This is a genomic window from Pedobacter glucosidilyticus DSM 23534 (assembly GCF_000425145.1).
GTDB classification, from domain to species: domain Bacteria; phylum Bacteroidota; class Bacteroidia; order Sphingobacteriales; family Sphingobacteriaceae; genus Pseudopedobacter; species Pseudopedobacter glucosidilyticus.
On record NZ_AULF01000003.1, the window covers coordinates 192,355 to 208,789 of the forward strand.

Genomic DNA, 16,435 nt, shown 5'->3' on the forward strand with positions numbered 1-16,435 from the left:
AATCATTTTGGCTTTTTAGGGTGTTTTTTGTATATTAAAACCAAATGATAGTGTTATGTATAAAATTGATATAGCCCCAAAAGAAGTAGAAAAGGTTTTAGGCAAACATGTGTTAACTGATGGTTACGACTTACTATTTGATATGGAAAAAAGTAAAGGCGTACACATTTATGATAGTAAGCATGACAGAACCTTATTAGATTTTTTCACCTGTTTTGCGTCTGTTCCTTTAGGCTATAATCATCCAAAAATGTTAGCAGATGATAATTTTAAACAAAACCTATTGTTAGCAGCATTAACCAACCCATCAAATTCTGATATTTATACAGCACAATACGCTCAGTTTGTTCAAACTTTTTCTAGGGTAGGTATCCCAGATTATTTACCACATGCCTTTTTTATTGCAGGAGGTGGTTTAGCGATAGAAAATGCCCTTAAAGCAGCTATGGACTGGAAAGTACAAAAGAATTTTTCCAAAGGCTATCAGCAAGAAAAAGGCTTTAAAGTTTTACATTTTGAACAAGCTTTTCATGGAAGAACAGGCTATACATTAAGTTTAACCAATACCCTACCCAATAAAACAAAATGGTTTGCCAAATTTGATTGGCCTAGGGTATCAAACCCTAAAGTAAAATATCCTTTAACAGATGAAAATCTGAAAGATTTAATTCAACGAGAAGCTAAATCTATCCAAGAAATAAAAGATGCTTTTAAAAAGTATCAGGATGATATTTGTGCCATCATCATTGAACCTATACAAGCAGAAGGCGGTGATAACCATATCAGAAAAGAGTTTTTAGAACAAGTTCGCCTACTTTGTGATGAAAATGAAGCTTTATTAATTTATGATGAAGTGCAAACTGGCGTTGGTTTAACAGGTAAATTTTGGTGTCATGAGCATTTTGGGGAAAATGCCCGACCAGACATCATTGCTTTTGGTAAAAAAATGCAGGTATGTGGAATTTTAGCCGGTAAAAAGCTTGATGAAGTAGAACATAATGTATTCACTGTGCCATCCAGAATTAATTCTACGTGGGGAGGTAATCTGGTAGATATGGTAAGAGCTTCAAAAATTTTAGAAATTATTGAAGAAGACCAACTTTGCAGCCATGCTGCCCATGTTGGGAATTACCTCTATCAACAACTTCAAGAAATAGCAAAAGAAGATGAACGCATAAAAAATGTTAGGGGTAAAGGATTATTATGTTCTTTTGATTTTGATACTCCAGAACAAAGAAACCATTTTGTAAGCAAAGGTATGGCACATAAAGTAATGTTTTTAGGATGTGGTTATAGTACCATCAGATTTAGACCTGCACTTGTTATACAAGAAAACCATATAGACGAAGGTATGGAAGTGATGAGGAAAGTATTAAAAGAGCTTTAAAATAATTTTAGCGCAGGCATTTATACCTGCGCTAAAATATGTTCAATTTAAACAAAAGCACTAAAGCCTGTAATTGCCCTGCCTACTATTAAAGAGTTTATCTCTTTAGTTCCTTCATAAGAATAAATAGCCTCTGCATCTGCAACAAAACGGGCGACATCGTATTCTAGTAAAATTCCATTTCCTCCCATTACTTCTCTCGCTCTGCTTACTACATCGCGGGTACGCATGGTACAAAATACTTTTGCTAAGGATGCATGCTCATCTGTTAATTTACCTTCATCTTGCAATTTAGAAAGCTGAAAAACCAAGGTTTGCATAGCTGTTAGGTTAGAAAGCATCTCTACCAAATGATTTTGAATCAACTGAAAGGAAGCTATCGGCTTTCCAAACTGAACGCGTTCTCTGGTATATTTTAAAGCACTCTCGTAAGCTCCTCTTGCGCATCCTACAGCCATCCAAGCAACACCAGCCCTAGTCATCTGTAAAACTTTAGCAACATCTTTAAAAGAATTACAATTTTGTAGTCGGTTTTCTTCGGTTACTACACAATCTTTTAAGGTGATAAGGCCGTTTTGTACAATCCTTAAAGCCATTTTATTTTCTATCTTCTCTACAGAAAAACCAGGGTTACCTTTTTCAACAACAAATCCTTTTACCTGATTATCATCTAAATCTCTAGCCCAAATAACATTAACATCAGCAAAAGTGGCATTGCCAATCCATTTCTTCTGACCATTTAAAACCCATATATCACCATTTCTTTTAGCTGTTGTGGTTAAACCGCCTGCTGCTGCAGAACCAATTTCTGGCTCGGTTAATCCAAAAGAACCTATCAATTCCATTTTTTGCATTTTTGGCAACCAACGCTGTTTTTGCTCATCAGAACCACATATGTAAATAGAACCCATTGCCAAGCCACTTTGTACGCCAAAGAATGTAGCAATAGAAGCGTCTATCCTACCCATTTCGGTAGCTAGAATACCCTCCATTAGAAAAGAACGGTTAGGACAACCATAACCTTCATAAGTTAATCCGCAAATATTTAACTCGGCCATTTTAGGAATAATCTCATGAGGAAACTCAGCCCTGTTCCAATATTTATTAACAATGGGCTTTATCTCTGTCTCCATAAAAGCTCTTACCTTGAGTTGTAAGGCTCTATCTTCTGGAGATAAAGAGTCAGATAGCTCATAAAAATCACCATTTATAGGAGGTAATTCTTTTACTTTTTTATTACCCCCAACCATTTTCATCAAACCTGCAAGCTGCTTTTCATCAAGCTTGCTAAATTGGGTCATGACTTCTTTTAAATCTACTTTTTGAGAAAGTGCTTCTAACTGCTTAAAATCAACAGACTTAAAAAGCTGGTAAATATTTTTGACTTTTGAAAAAACGTTTGACATATCTTGATAATTGGTTTTATAATTAACAAGATACAGTTTGTGTTGTTTTTTAAAATGCTAAGAATGATAATTTGGTTATCTTAAATCAAAAAGACTATCTACGCCTAAAATCTTCTTAGAAAGGAAACCCTCCGCAAAAGGTACTTGGATAGATTTACCCATCTCTCTGCTTCTCCCTATGATAACTTCTAGAAAATCTGGATTTGAGATATAAGTTTGGGGTTCATCAAGTGTTACTCCCGGAACATAAAATTGAGTTTTATAAGCCCTTATAGCCTGTAATTTTTGTTGGTGATACAGCGAAATATCAATAACAATATCAGGTTTTATATAAGTATCTTGAATAAAAGATAATAATAATCTTGGGCGATGAGCCTTTTGCTCCGCATCCTGATAAGTGGTTTTAATTTTTGGTAAACCCGCTAAAAAACAAGCATCATTAACCAATTGAAAAGCCCTCCCGTGGTCGGGATGCCTGTCATCATGAGCATTGGTAACCACTATTTCTGGCTGATATTTTCTTATCACCTCTATAATTTGAAGCTGATGCTGCTCATCGTTTTGAAAAAAACCATCTCTCATGCGTAGATTTTCACGGATATCAAGACCTAAAATTTCAGCTGCTGCTGCCGCTTCTTCATCTCTTGTTTCGGCAGAACCCCTCGTACCTAATTCTCCTCGAGTTAAATCTACCACACCTACCTTTTTACCCATAGCTTTATGCTTTAGGATAGTTCCGGCAGCACCCAATTCAACATCATCAGGATGAACGGCAATAAATAATAAATCTAACTTCATGCTTATTTGGTAACGCTTAATAGCTTTTGGATTTTTTTCTTCACCCGAGTAGTATTGGGTTTGGTAAAAGGATAGAAAAAGTCTACCACTTCACCTTTAGAATTTACCAAGAACTTGTGAAAGTTCCATCTTGGTGTAGAGCCCACCCTACCGTTTAATTCTTTATTTGATAAGAATTTAAATAAGGGATGAGCATAAGGACCTCTTACTTTTACTTTTTTAAAAATAGAAAATCTAGTATGGTAATTAATGCTACAAAATTTACCTATAGCATCATTTTCTAAGGGCTCTTGCTGACCAAAATCATTACTCGGGAAAGCCAAAATCTCGAATTTCTCGCCTTCAAAGGTCTGCCTAAGCTCTTCTAAATCTTTTAGCTGAGGAGTAAAACCGCATTCTGATGCTGTATTAACAATCAATAAAACTTTACCTTTATAGGCCTCCATACTCACCTCAGTTCCTTTAATATCTTCTACACGGAACTGATAAACTGTTTTTTCGCTCATTACTGATAAGTGTAATATCCTGAAGCTAATATGATAGCTTCAATATCTCTTTCCTGCTCTACATCATATTTGGCCTTTAAATCATGGCCAAACATTTTTGCTACAGATTGTAAAAAAAATGCAGGAACTCTTCCTTTGGTTTCTTTTAAATGATCAAAACTAGAGTTACCTGTTTCTCTATCAATCAATTTAATTAAAATACTACCTTGTGTGATGGTCATATTTTTTATCTCACGATTAAACAAATCTTTAATCTCTTTCTCACAACTCTTAATTAACTCTTTTTGTTTTCTTTTATTGGAAGTGAGTGCTAAATCTTTCTCTAGTTGTCTGTATCTTTGTCCTGCAAAACGAGCATAAGGCAAAACTTTTAGAACATTATACTTTAGTCTTCTGTATTTTGCCAAATCCTCCGGAGATTTAAATATCCTTCTGTTTACAATAGAAACCTCATTTAGAACTATCCAAGGGACTAAGATACCATCAACATCTGTTAGGGCTACTTTAATTGTATCGTTTTTGCCAGTAACAGGTAAAATAGGTTTTTGTGCCATTACGTAAAATGACATTAGGGAGAAAATGAATCCTAGAAAAAAACCTTTGATTTTCATAATTTTAATATACAAATTTATCACTTATTAATTACCTTTCTGCATAATAAGTAACCCAATAATTGTTAGAGGAAAGTAAAATCGTTTGTGCTACAGATAATTTTTAGATGAAAGACTACATAATAGATTTAGAAGCAGAGAAATCAGAGATATTGAAACGTTACAGAGCTCTGCTAAGAGCCTGTAAACCAACCATGAAGAAGGGCGATAAGAAGATGATTAGACAGGCTTTTGATATGGCTGTTGAGAATCATAAAGATATGCGCCGTAAATCTGGCGAGCCTTATATCTATCATCCTATTGCTGTAGCACAAATAGCCGCAGAAGAAATTGGCTTGGGTACTACCTCTATTGTTTGCGCCTTATTACACGATGTAGTTGAGGATACCCACATCTCTTTAGAAGATATTGAAAGAGAATTTGGAAAAAAATGTGCTAAAATAATTGATGGCTTAACCAAAATTTCAGGAGTTTTTGATGCTAACAGCTCTATGCAGGCAGAAAACTTTAGAAAGATGTTGTTAACCTTAGCTGATGATGTTAGGGTGATCTTGATTAAGCTAGCAGACCGTTTGCATAATATGCGTACCATGGATTTTATGCCGCGAGATAAGCAACTTAAAATTTGTTCTGAAACCGTTTATTTATACGCTCCACTAGCGCACCGTTTAGGTTTATACGCCATAAAATCTGAGCTTGAAGATTTATCCATGAAATACATGGAGCCAGAAACGTATAAATTCATCGCTCAAAAGCTGAATGAAAAAAAGGCGGAAAGAGAACTATTTATTAAAGAATTTATAGGTCCGATTAATAAGATTTTAGCTGAACAAGACCTACATGCCAACGTGTTAGGAAGACCAAAATCTATCCATTCTATATGGACCAAGATGAAGAAAAAAGGTATTCCTTTTGAAGAAGTTTATGATTTATTTGCTATACGCATTGTTTTAGATAGCAAACCCGAAAACGAAAAAGCCGATAGCTGGAAGGCATATTCTATTGTTACGGATTTATATCGCCCAAATCCAGACCGTTTAAGAGACTGGATTTCATCGCCTAAGGCAAATGGTTATGAATCTTTACATACAACCGTTATGGGCCCTAAAGGGCAATGGGTTGAGGTTCAGATAAGAACACAACGTATGAATGAGATTGCTGAGAAAGGTTTTGCTGCGCATTGGAAATACAAAGAATCATCATCAGACAGTGGTTTAGACCAGTGGGTGCAAAAAGTAAGAGAGCTTTTAAGTAATCCTGAAGCTAATGCTTTAGATTTCTTGGATGATTTTAAGATGAACTTATTCTCTGATGAGATTTTCATTTTTACCCCTAAAGGCGATTTAATACAACTCCCAATAGAAGCTACTGCGCTAGATTTTGCTTTTGAAATTCACTCTGATATTGGTGCCCGTTGTATTGGTGCTAAAGTAAACCATAAACTGGTGCCTTTATCTTACAAACTCCAAAACGGAGACCAAGTAGAGGTTATCACCTCAGGTAAACAAACACCCAAAGAAGATTGGCTAAATTTTGTGGTTACCGCAAAAGCTAAAGCTAAAATAAAATCATCCTTAAAGGAAGAAAAACGCAAAATAGCAGAAGATGGTAAAGAGATTTTAGAACGTAAATTGAAATCTTTAAAAATTACTTATAACTCTGATAACATTTATAAACTGAGCTATTTCTTTAAGTTACAATCTACGCAAGATTTGTTCTACAATGTAGCTAAAGGCATCATTGATTTAAAAGACCTCAAAGAATTTGTAGCATCAGAAAAAGTTGTTGAGCAAAAACCTCAGCAAAATATAGATTCTGAGAAAATACAAAACATCATTAAACAAGTTAAATCTAATGATAGCGATGTTTTATTAATTGGTGAGGATATGCAAAAGATAGATTATAAGCTATCTAATTGTTGTAATCCTATCCCAGGTGATGATGTTTTTGGTTTCGTAACCGTATCAGATGGCATAAAAATACACCGTACAAACTGCCCTAATGCAACCAAATTAATGTCGAGCTTTGGCTACAGAATTGTAAAAGCTAAATGGAACAGTCAGAAGCAATTAGCCTTTCTTACCGGACTTAAAATTACAGGTATTGATGAGGTTGGCCTGATCAATAACTTAACACAGGTTATTTCTAATGATTTTAAGGTGAATATGCGTTCTATTACAATGGATACTGAAGACGGTATTTTCCAAGGCACTATCATGATATATGTTAATGATACTCAACACCTTGAGAATCTAATTAAGAAGATAAAAGAGGTGAAAGGCATTACAGATGTACTACGTTTTGACTCTTCTGAGGAAACAATATCAGTAAAAAACTAAAAAGCATTTAGCTATATTGTAAATTTTGATAACTTTGACACTCTAACAATCGCTATGGCTGTACAAGAAACCATTGAGATGGTAAAAAAAATTTTCGAATCTTATCTGGAGAATAAAAATCTTAGAAAAACTCCCGAAAGGTTTGCCATACTCGAAGAAATATACTCCAGAACAGATCATTTTGATGTAGAATCTCTCTACATACACATGAAAAATAAGAAATACCGTGTAAGCAGGGCTACTGTTTATAACACGTTAGAACTCTTGCTATCTTGTGATTTGGTTACCAAGCACCAGTTTGGTAAAAACATGGCTCAGTTTGAAAAATCTTATGGTTACAAACAACACGACCATATTATTTGCCTAGATTGTGGTAAAGTAGTTGAGTTTTGCGACCCTCGCGTTCAACAAATACAAACCATGATGGGCGATTTACTTAAATTTAATATCCAGCACCACTCTTTAAATCTTTATGGTAATTGTACCAGGTTAAGTAGTGGTTACTGCGAATCTTACAACAATAAAAACTAATTAATTTATAATGGCTGTTGATGTTTTATTAGGCCTTCAATGGGGCGACGAAGGTAAAGGAAAAATTGTTGATGTTTTAGCACCTCAATATGACCTAATCGCTCGTTTCCAAGGTGGCCCTAATGCCGGGCACACTTTAGAGTTTGATGGTAAAAAATACGTTCTTAATACTATCCCTTCCGGAATTTTCGAGAAAAACACTTTAAATCTTATTGGTAATGGTGTGGTTATAGACCCTATTATCTTAAAAAGAGAATTAGATAAATTAAAAGATGCTGGACATGATTTATTAGCAAAGAAAAATCTATTTATTGGTCGTAAAGCACATTTAATTCTACCAACACACCAACTTTTAGATGCCGCATCTGAAAAGAAAATGGGCGATGGTAAAATTGGTTCTACCCTTAAAGGAATTGGACCAACTTACATGGATAAAACTGGTAGAAACGGCTTAAGAATTGGTGATATTGGTTTACCTGATTTTAAAGAACGTTACCAAAAACTGGTAGAAAAGCATAAAAGTATTTTAGCCCACTACGGAGAAGTTGAAGATTTCTCTGAAAAAGAAGCTGCTTTTTTTGAAGCCATTGAACTTATTAAAAAATTCCCTTTTGTAGATAGCGAGCATTTGGTGAATGATTATCTAAAACAAGGAAAAACAGTATTAGCAGAAGGTGCACAAGGTACCATGTTAGATATTGATTTTGGTTCTTACCCTTTTGTAACTTCATCTAACACTACTACTGCGGGTGCTTGTACAGGTTTAGGTGTTGCACCAAAAAATATTGGCGATGTAATTGGTATTTTTAAAGCATATTGCACACGTGTTGGTGGCGGCCCTTTCCCTACAGAGCTAGATAATGAAATGGGCGAAGAATTAAGAAAAATTGGTAATGAGTTTGGTGCTACAACAGGCAGACCAAGAAGAACCGGTTGGATTGATTTACCAGCTTTAAAATACGCTATTTTATTAAATGGTGTTACCCAATTGGTGATGACTAAAGCCGATGTTTTAAGCGGTTTTGACAAAATATACGCTTGTACCCATTATAATTATAATGGCGAAACCATAGATTATATGCCCTACGATATTTGCAGTATACAGCCAGAACCTGTTTACGAAGAGTTAGAAGGTTGGAATGAAGATTTAACAGGTATACGCTCACCAGAAGAAGTGCCTGCAAGATTAAAAAACTATATTGCTTACTTAGAAAAGCATTTAGAGGTTCCTATTAAATATTTATCTGTTGGACCAGACAGAACACAAACACTAACCATGTGTTAAATAAAAAAATCCGAAGCTAAGCCTTCGGATTTTTTATTTTCTTGCCTAAGTTTGCAGCAAATGATGCAGTTAAAGATAGAGGATAAGTTTGTATTTAAACAACAAGCTTTAAGATGGGCAAACCAGCATGAATACTGCGCCGTTTTTGATTCGCACCAATATAAAGATCCCTATTCTACTTTCGATTTATTAATTGCTGTAGACGCTATAGATTGCTTAGAAACTCCTTACGGGGATGCTTTCTCGCAATTAGAAGCATTCAAAAACAAACACCAAAGCTGGTTAATTGGTGGCTTTGCTTACGATTTAAAAAATGAGGTAGAGGATTTAATATCTCGCAACAAAGATTCATTAGCTTTTCCAGACTTATTTTTCTTTGTACCCAAACATCTTATTCTTGTAAAAGGCGATGATTTGAATATCATAAGTGATGATGCTGAGCAAGTTTTAACCGCTATTTCTAACACCAGCATAGAAGAAGAGCAAAGCCTACCTCCTATTGAAATCAACTGCAAATTCTCTAAAAAAGAATATATCGAAACGGTAAAACAAATACAGCAAGAAATAGCAGCCGGAAATATTTATGAAACCAATTTTTGTATCGAGTTTTATAAAGAGCTCACAAGCATAAATCCTATACAAGTTTATGAAAGGTTAAGTCAACTATCTCCTACCCCATTTTCTAGCTTTTTTAAATGGAAAGATAAATACGTTTTAGGTGCTAGTCCAGAACGTTTTTTAGCCAAAAGAGGAAGTAAAATAACATCGCAACCTATAAAAGGAACTGCCAAAAGAGGAAAAAATCCGGAAGAAGATAAAGCCATCAAGGAAGCCTTGGCAAATCATCCAAAGGAGCAGCAAGAAAACGTGATGATTGTTGATTTGGTAAGGAATGACTTAACTAAATCGGCAAAAAAAGGAACTGTAGCTGTGGAGGAACTTTTTGGTATTTACAGCTTTAAGCAAGTACATCAAATGATTTCTACTGTTGTTTGTGAAGTAGACGAAAAATTGAGTTTAACAGAAATCATTAAAAATACTTTCCCTATGGGAAGTATGACAGGTGCTCCAAAAATAAAAGCCATGCAATTGATGGAGCAGTATGAAAAAAGTAAAAGAGGTATTTATTCTGGAGCCATAGGCTATATCACGCCCAATCAAGATTTTGATTTTAATGTAGTCATTAGAAGTGTTCTGTACAATGAAAGTTCTAAATACCTATCTTTTCATGCTGGTAGCGCCATCACATTCTATGCTGATGCAGAAAATGAATATGAAGAGTGTCTATTAAAAATTAGTGCTATGTTAGCAAGTGTTAATGGAAGTGTGGAAATTGATTAAAACTTATACCACCTCTGCCACTACAAAAGTACTGCCTCCTACAAAAACCAAATCATCTTTTTTAGCTTCATTTTTAGCTGCTTCTAAGGCATCTAAAACAGAAGGGAATACTTTGCCTTTAAAGCCTAAAGAAATGGCCTCATCAGCGAGTTCTTGTGCAGGCTTAGCTCTTTCTAATTGAGGTGCGCAAAAATAATAAGTAGCATCAAGCGGTAATAAACTTAAGACTTTAGCGATATCTTTATCTTTCACCATACCGATAACCATGTGTAGGTTTTGATGAGGTGTAAGCGCTATATTTTTCAGAACTTCTTTTATACCATCTTCATTATGGCCGGTATCGCAAATAACTAAAGGCTTTTGCTGTAAAACTTGCCAACGCCCCATTAAACCACTTATTTTCTTTACAGCAGAAAGCGCATCTTTTAAATTTTCTAAAGTTATGTTAAAGCCTTTCTTTTGAAGTTCATCAACAGCTAATAAGACAGTCTTTAAGTTTTTAATTTGATAGGTTGCTGCCAAATCTAAGTTAAATTGAGCATTTATGAATTTGCTTTTCACCTCAAGCTCCATCTTTTGAGCTGTTTGATTGATGACTTTGACTTCAAGTTCATCAGCAGCAAAACGTGTATTAGCATTTTCTTGCTTAGCTTTCGCAATAAAAACAGGCAATGTTTCATCTAAATATTCTCCTACAACAACTGGTATATTTTGCTTGATGATACCTGCCTTTTCAGATGCTATCTGCGCTAAAGTATCGCCCAAAATATTCACATGGTCATAACCAATATTGGTAATAACAGAAAGCTCTGGAGTGATGATATTAGTAGAATCTAATCTCCCTCCTAAACCTACTTCTATAACAGCTATATCTACTTCTTGCTGGGCAAAATAATCAAAAGCCATAGCAACGGTTACCTCAAAAAAAGAAGGTGATATATCCTCTATAACTTTTTGATGAAGCGTTACGAAGCGAATAACATCATCTTCAGACATCATTACTCCGTTTATCTTAATACGCTCTCTAAAATCTCTTAAATGTGGCGAGGTATATAGACCGGTTTTATAACCCGCCTTTTGTAAAACGGCTGCCAGCATGTGTGATACGGAACCTTTTCCATTGGTACCCGCAACATGTATGGTTTTTATTTTTTGATGAGGATTACCCAAAACCTCACAAAAGGCTAATGTATTGGTTAAATCTTTCTTTATAGCCGCAGCTCCGATACGAGTGAACATCGGCAACTTAGCGTATAAATAATCCAGCGTTTGCTGATATTTTTTTTGATTTGAGTATGGAGACACTTTTGTTAGATATGCGTATTGAGAAGTGAGTATTGAGATGCCTTTTTAGATATGCGTATTGCGATATGAGATTCTAGACACCTATATACCGTTTAAAAATTCGTTTTATTTCACTTTGAAGTTAAAAGTGATGTATCCAATTTGTGTTTCTGGGGCAGATTCTAAGATATTAAATCTTGAACCTACTGCGGCGGCTTCGCATTTATCCCATAAATCAGCATCTGTTAAAGTTGTACCTCTCGCACCCGCTTTGGCACTGGTAACAACTCCGTTTTTATCAACCCTAATCTCAACAACTATTTTACCTGATTTCTGTCCATTATCTTTAATAGTAGGACTACTCACAAATCTTCTACTCGCTAAAGATAATGCCACGCCTCCATTGCCAGAGCCAGTACCATCATAATTGTTAGCTAAAGGGTCGCCAGTTGGTTTACCTTGGTTTCCCGGGGTACCTGTAATACCATCGCCAGCACCAGAACCTTTATTTTTATTCCCCTTATATAAAGCGTTTTGGTTAATGGTTGGCTTTGTTTCTTTAACATCTGTATTTTGGCTAGGAGCTGTACTACTAGCATTTGTTTTAGTTTTAACAGCCACCGCATCTTCCATATCCTGCGTTACAATATCGTTAGCATTATTTTGCGTGGTAGGTGTCTCGGCTGTATTAGCATCGGGTACAATTTTATCTGGGGCGGTTAAATTAGCATTAGGATCTACAGAAGGTTCCTCGATACTCATATAATCATTACCCATACCTTCATCAGAAGTCCCGTAATTAACAATAATTCCTCCTACACCAACTTCTTCAGGTGGCTGTGCCGTGTTAATGATGTAAAAAATGCTTAACAATAAAAAACCAATAAGAAGCCCTAAAGCACAGGCAATGGCTTTTGGGTAATTGTTATCAGGATTTGATTTTAAGAGGTTAATCATTTTTTAGTTTCTGTTGCTAAAACAAGCTTTATTTTGAGTTTGTTCGCTATATCTGTTAAATTAACGATATTTTCAATGGCAATACTTCTATCTGCAAACAAAATAATAGTTAAATCAGGGTTGGCTTGCTGATAGGGTAAAATCTTTTGTTCCAGAAGTTCAAAAGGCACCTGCTCTTTCTCCACAAAATATTCTAATTCTTTAGTGATAGAGACATTTATGGTTTTTTGTGGAACAGCCTGTCCAGAGCTAGATCTCGGTAAAAATAACTTTACCACATTTGGGTTTACAACTGCAGAAGCCAATAGAAAGAACAATAACAGGAAAAACATAATATCGTTTAACGCTGCTGTATGTACTTCTACATGTGGTCTTTTTCTTTTTTTTAAATTCATCTTCCTGGTTCTTCTAACAAGTCAATAAATTCGATAGAATCTGTCTCCATTTTTAGGATTACCTTATCTACCATGATATTTAAGATATTATAAAAGATATAGGCAATAATACCGATGATAAGACCTGTGGCAGATGAAATCATCTTCACATATAGACCTCCAGAAATGGTACCAATTTCTATAATTCCTTTTACGGATACATCATGAAAAATGGTAATTACTCCAATAATAGTACCTACGAAACCTAACATAGGCGCAATACCTGCTATAATACCCAAAATACCAATGTTTTTTTCAAGCTTAGAAACTTCTAGCTTTCCTACGTTTTCTATGGCTCCTTCTATATCTTTTATGGGTCTACCAATTCTTAACAAGCCTTTTTGTAGCATTCTACCTAAAGGAGAATTACTACTTTTACAAATAGCTAAGGCAGCATCCAGATTTCCACTTTTGATACTAGAGCGTACCTGCATGGTTAACTGCGATTCGTCTTTTGCTGCTTTTCTGATGGTAAAATAACGCTCAAAAAATATAATCAAACCTAAAAAAGCTAATAAGGCTAAGGGAATCATTACCCAGCCACCTTTTGTTAACAAGTCAAATAAGCTTAATTCTTCTGCCTGTTGTGGGGCTTGCATAGCTTGGATGGTATTGGATAAAGTATCTACTCCGATATCTTGTAAAAACATATATAATTTATTTTAAAGGTTTTATAGGCTTAATAAAAGCCTCTGGATTTAATTCTTCTCTTACTCTTTTTAATTCGGCCTCTGCTTCTGCTTTATTATAAAAAGTGGCAGCACTTATTTTAATCATAGGCCCATCGGCATCTTCTACAATAAAAGCATTTATACCATTTGCTTTAAGTTTTTTAACCTGATCTTCTGCCTTAGCTCTGGTTTGCCACGCAGCAATGATAATTTCATAACGTATATCAGACTTATTTGGTACAGCAGTGTTGCTAATCGTAACATTGGTAGAATCTTTAATTTTCTCTATTTCTAAGCCTTGTGCTTTTGCATTTTTCTCTATTTCATTATAAACAGAGTCTGCTATTGTAGCATCTTTTTGACTAATACCTATACGGCTATTTTCTTGTGGCAAACCAATTGGCACCACTACCTTATTGTCTTTACTATAAAGGTTAGGATTAAAATACTGATTGTATAAATCGGGTCTAATGAAATAAAGTGATAAAGCGGTTATTAAAACTACTATTACCGGGATAAATATAAAAATCCACCTGTTAGATTTTCTTTTATGCGTACCATCTGTTATTGGTAAAGAAGCTTGTAACGCCTGTTCCGCTAAAGAAAAAGATAACTCCTCTTCCTCATGTTTATCTTTTGTGCTTTCGGTTTCGTTATGAGTAGTTAAACTAACTAGAGGTAGACCAAAGTAAGCTAAATTGGTTTCAATTGCTTTTTCTTCTTCAAAAACCAATACCTCATCTTTTTTAATTAATTTACCTAAACCTTGTAAGGGTAACTCGTTCTTTTGGTTTAAGATATCACGGAGCTCAGATACAAATTGGTTTAATAAATAATCTGCAGATGCCATTGAAACCTTTCTGGTTTTGCAAATATATTCTAAAGCTGGATTTTGAGATTCTTCTGGGATGATGTTAGAAAAGCCAATGATTTCTTTAGGTGGACAGAAAGCCTGTTTTTGATCATCATAAAAACCTTCCTGTCTTTTTTTATAAAACACACCTAAATCTGGCAAAATAACCAGACTATGCTTGTCTAAAATATCTTTTATATTAAAGGAAATATCCATTGATGTTGTAAAAATAGTCTTTTTTATCCTACCAAAAAATATTGCCTTTAAAAACCATAACTTAAACCACCTAAGATATTAAATCCGTAGTTTGGATAAAATAAATAGCGCTCATAAGCTGTACCTAAAAGGTTATTAACCCTTAAAAATGCACCAAATTTATTATTTATCTGATAAGATGCCCCTGCGCCCAAATCAGCAAAAGCTTTAATGGTTCTTACCTGAAAATCATTAGGATCTACCGATGATGTATTATACAGCTTTGCTTTAGTTTCTCCTTGCAAATAAACATCAGCATCTATTTTCAGTTTCTCTGTGATGTTGAATGATGCTGTAGAACTTAATCTAACACCTGGATAATACCAAGCATTTAATTCGTTTTTTAAGTTGTATTGATTTAACTCTAGTTTACCATCTAACCTAAAGGCTTTTGAAAATTGAACATTAAGCTCTCCGGTTAAACCTAAGACATTACTGTTTTCTGTAAGATATTCAACTTGGAAAGTTTGCAGTCTTGTAGAATCGTTTACGAAATAGCTAAAATCTCCAATAGTTTTATAGTGTACCGATGCTTTATAACCAATATTAGCAGATAAAGTACCTTTTACACCACCTTCAATACTAAATTTTTCTATTTGGTTTCTGATGTTAATATTCTCGTTTAAAAACGGATTGGTATAGCTTAAATCTTTTAAACGGGTTTTATGAACATCGCCACCTAAAACACCAAAAACAGACAGGTAATTTTTTATCAATGTAAAATCTAAACTAGCAGCAGGGAATAAATTCATACGTTGGTTATCACCACCAAATTCATTCACATAATTAATACCCGCTATAACTTTAAATTGCTCGCCATCTATTTTAACAAAAGGATTTAACTTTAAAATATGATTATTTAAGGAACCATATCCCCTATCTCTAGTAGTGGTAAAATCTAAATTGGCATTTGCACCAATTTGAAACTTACTAATGTTTTTGCTTAAACCACCAGAAACAATGATGGTGTTTTCTTTCCCTTCAAAAATATTATTAAATAAATAACCGTATAACTGAGCGGCGTAAGCCAGCTTATTTTCGTCATAAGCATCAACACGATTGTAAAGCTCGCCTTTACCTTCAATAAAATTAAATCTTTGCTTAACTGGGTCTGTATTGGTAAAAGAACCTGCCGGGTCTAAACCATAAAAATAATTAGTTCTACGGTTATAATTAATCTTTCCATCTAATACAATTTGTTCGCCTATACTTCTGCCGTAAATACCTAAATCTTGTTCAGACATTTTTTGCTGATTTAACTTACCACTCATACTCCAATGGTCAAAATTAAACCCAGCTTGTAGTGCTTGGTCTCTGCCAGTACCTAAATGTAAGCTGCCTAAAGTAGTTCCTAAATTACCTAAACCAGCTTTTGCGTAGTTATTCTGCAAATCTTCATCTTTAATAGGTTTTAATTGCTGCGCTTCTAAAGTCCTTATTTCTGAGTTGAGCTCTAATCTTTTATCTAATAAATTATACCGAACTCTCGGATTAAAAGCTTTATTACTATTTAAATCTGGATTACGTCTTATTTTAACAGCATCAGCCAAAATGGGTTTATATTCTCTAACAACCTCTATTTCCTCTGTTACAGATGTTTTGCTTTCTTCTTCTGTAGGTTGCTGAGTAGTTTTAGGTTTTTGCTCCTCTGGCTTAACCTGTGCTTGTAAAAAAACAGGCAAAGAAATCATCAATCCTAAACTTAAAAATGCTTTTATCTTATATTTTAATATCATGTTTATCATTTAATTGTACTTCTTATTATAGAAATGCTGAT

The 16,435-nt window shown here is 34.6% G+C and carries 15 protein-coding genes; 5 read left to right on the forward strand and 10 right to left on the reverse strand.

Annotated features, from left to right (window positions below):
• The first annotated feature begins 55 nt into the window (after positions 1-55).
• On the forward strand, positions 56-1,387 hold the full coding sequence (lat, locus tag H510_RS0100920) for an L-lysine 6-transaminase (RefSeq protein WP_026902583.1): 1,332 nt from the start codon (positions 56-58) through the stop codon (positions 1,385-1,387).
• Positions 1,388-1,434: 47 nt separating this feature from the next.
• Here lat and H510_RS0100925 read toward each other — a convergent pair whose 3' ends face one another.
• The 4 genes from H510_RS0100925 to H510_RS0100940 form a co-directional block, all read right to left on the reverse strand.
• Positions 1,435-2,793 (reverse strand): acyl-CoA dehydrogenase family protein, encoded by a 1,359-nt coding sequence (locus H510_RS0100925; RefSeq protein ID WP_026902584.1) that lies wholly within the window; start codon positions 2,791-2,793, stop codon positions 1,435-1,437.
• 75 nt (positions 2,794-2,868) lie between these two features.
• Positions 2,869-3,591 (reverse strand): bacillithiol biosynthesis deacetylase BshB1, encoded by a 723-nt coding sequence (bshB1, locus tag H510_RS0100930; RefSeq protein WP_026902585.1) that lies wholly within the window; start codon positions 3,589-3,591, stop codon positions 2,869-2,871.
• Between the two features lie 2 nt (positions 3,592-3,593).
• Positions 3,594-4,097 (reverse strand): glutathione peroxidase, encoded by a 504-nt coding sequence (locus H510_RS0100935; protein WP_026902586.1) that lies wholly within the window; start codon positions 4,095-4,097, stop codon positions 3,594-3,596.
• Positions 4,097-4,666, reverse strand: coding sequence for a DUF4294 domain-containing protein (locus tag H510_RS0100940; RefSeq protein WP_245584769.1), 570 nt, complete (start codon positions 4,664-4,666; stop codon positions 4,097-4,099). The genes H510_RS0100935 and H510_RS0100940 overlap by 1 nt, the downstream gene beginning before the upstream one ends.
• Before the next feature lie 149 nt (positions 4,667-4,815).
• Between H510_RS0100940 and H510_RS0100945 the strand changes: the two genes are divergently transcribed.
• From H510_RS0100945 to H510_RS0100960, 4 genes are read left to right on the forward strand one after another with little or no spacing between them, the layout of a single operon-like run.
• Positions 4,816-7,047 carry a RelA/SpoT family protein gene (locus H510_RS0100945; protein ID WP_026902588.1) on the forward strand — a complete coding sequence of 744 codons (2,232 nt, stop codon included), beginning with the start codon at positions 4,816-4,818 and terminating at the stop codon, positions 7,045-7,047.
• Positions 7,048-7,101: 54 nt separating this feature from the next.
• Positions 7,102-7,578: a Fur family transcriptional regulator gene (locus tag H510_RS0100950; protein WP_026902589.1), complete on the forward strand. Its 477-nt coding sequence runs from the start codon at positions 7,102-7,104 to the stop codon at positions 7,576-7,578.
• Positions 7,579-7,588: 10 nt separating this feature from the next.
• Positions 7,589-8,863 (forward strand): adenylosuccinate synthase, encoded by a 1,275-nt coding sequence (locus tag H510_RS0100955; protein ID WP_026902590.1) that lies wholly within the window; start codon positions 7,589-7,591, stop codon positions 8,861-8,863.
• Positions 8,864-8,923: 60 nt separating this feature from the next.
• Entirely contained in the window at positions 8,924-10,204 is a 1,281-nt protein-coding gene (locus H510_RS0100960) for an anthranilate synthase component I family protein (protein ID WP_342662609.1), read from the forward strand.
• Between the two features lie 3 nt (positions 10,205-10,207).
• Here the strand turns inward: H510_RS0100960 and H510_RS0100965 are convergent, their stop codons facing one another.
• The 6 genes from H510_RS0100965 to H510_RS0100990 all read right to left on the reverse strand — a co-directional run bounded on the left by H510_RS0100965 (position 10,208) and on the right by H510_RS0100990 (position 16,394).
• A complete protein-coding gene (locus H510_RS0100965) occupies positions 10,208-11,443 on the reverse strand; it encodes a bifunctional folylpolyglutamate synthase/dihydrofolate synthase (protein ID WP_051290987.1) in 1,236 nt (411 codons plus the stop codon).
• A 171-nt stretch (positions 11,444-11,614) separates the two neighbouring features.
• The gene (locus H510_RS0100970) at positions 11,615-12,445 is read right to left on the reverse strand and encodes a hypothetical protein (RefSeq protein WP_026902593.1); all 831 of its coding nucleotides are present in this window, start codon (positions 12,443-12,445) and stop codon (positions 11,615-11,617) included.
• Positions 12,442-12,840: an ExbD/TolR family protein gene (locus H510_RS0100975; protein ID WP_026902594.1), complete on the reverse strand. Its 399-nt coding sequence runs from the start codon at positions 12,838-12,840 to the stop codon at positions 12,442-12,444. The genes H510_RS0100970 and H510_RS0100975 overlap by 4 nt, the downstream gene beginning before the upstream one ends.
• Positions 12,837-13,529: a MotA/TolQ/ExbB proton channel family protein gene (locus H510_RS0100980; RefSeq protein WP_026902595.1), complete on the reverse strand. Its 693-nt coding sequence runs from the start codon at positions 13,527-13,529 to the stop codon at positions 12,837-12,839. Before H510_RS0100980 ends, H510_RS0100975 begins: the two co-directional genes overlap by 4 nt.
• Positions 13,530-13,536: 7 nt before the next feature.
• Positions 13,537-14,619 (reverse strand): HU domain-containing protein, encoded by a 1,083-nt coding sequence (locus H510_RS0100985; RefSeq protein WP_026902596.1) that lies wholly within the window; start codon positions 14,617-14,619, stop codon positions 13,537-13,539.
• Positions 14,620-14,666: 47 nt separating this feature from the next.
• Positions 14,667-16,394 (reverse strand): TonB-dependent receptor, encoded by a 1,728-nt coding sequence (locus H510_RS0100990; protein WP_026902597.1) that lies wholly within the window; start codon positions 16,392-16,394, stop codon positions 14,667-14,669.
• Positions 16,395-16,435 lie beyond the last annotated feature (41 nt).

What these genes read in the sequence shown, in the direction of transcription:
- lat (WP_026902583.1), top strand. Translation starts at nt 56, where the DNA reads ATGTATAAAATTGATATAGCCCCAAAAGAAGTAGAAAAGGTTTTAGGC.
- H510_RS0100925 (WP_026902584.1), bottom strand. Translation starts at nt 2,793, where the DNA reads ATGTCAAACGTTTTTTCAAAAGTCAAAAATATTTACCAGCTTTTTAAG.
- bshB1 (WP_026902585.1), bottom strand. Translation starts at nt 3,591, where the DNA reads ATGAAGTTAGATTTATTATTTATTGCCGTTCATCCTGATGATGTTGAA.
- H510_RS0100935 (WP_026902586.1), bottom strand. Translation starts at nt 4,097, where the DNA reads ATGAGCGAAAAAACAGTTTATCAGTTCCGTGTAGAAGATATTAAAGGA.
- H510_RS0100940 (WP_245584769.1), bottom strand. Translation starts at nt 4,666, where the DNA reads ATGTCATTTTACGTAATGGCACAAAAACCTATTTTACCTGTTACTGGC.
- H510_RS0100945 (WP_026902588.1), top strand. Translation starts at nt 4,816, where the DNA reads ATGAAAGACTACATAATAGATTTAGAAGCAGAGAAATCAGAGATATTG.
- H510_RS0100950 (WP_026902589.1), top strand. Translation starts at nt 7,102, where the DNA reads ATGGCTGTACAAGAAACCATTGAGATGGTAAAAAAAATTTTCGAATCT.
- H510_RS0100955 (WP_026902590.1), top strand. Translation starts at nt 7,589, where the DNA reads ATGGCTGTTGATGTTTTATTAGGCCTTCAATGGGGCGACGAAGGTAAA.
- H510_RS0100960 (WP_342662609.1), top strand. Translation starts at nt 8,924, where the DNA reads ATGATGCAGTTAAAGATAGAGGATAAGTTTGTATTTAAACAACAAGCT.
- H510_RS0100965 (WP_051290987.1), bottom strand. Translation starts at nt 11,443, where the DNA reads ATGTTCACTCGTATCGGAGCTGCGGCTATAAAGAAAGATTTAACCAAT.
- H510_RS0100970 (WP_026902593.1), bottom strand. Translation starts at nt 12,445, where the DNA reads ATGATTAACCTCTTAAAATCAAATCCTGATAACAATTACCCAAAAGCC.
- H510_RS0100975 (WP_026902594.1), bottom strand. Translation starts at nt 12,840, where the DNA reads ATGAATTTAAAAAAAAGAAAAAGACCACATGTAGAAGTACATACAGCA.
- H510_RS0100980 (WP_026902595.1), bottom strand. Translation starts at nt 13,529, where the DNA reads ATGTTTTTACAAGATATCGGAGTAGATACTTTATCCAATACCATCCAA.
- H510_RS0100985 (WP_026902596.1), bottom strand. Translation starts at nt 14,619, where the DNA reads ATGGATATTTCCTTTAATATAAAAGATATTTTAGACAAGCATAGTCTG.
- H510_RS0100990 (WP_026902597.1), bottom strand. Translation starts at nt 16,394, where the DNA reads ATGATATTAAAATATAAGATAAAAGCATTTTTAAGTTTAGGATTGATG.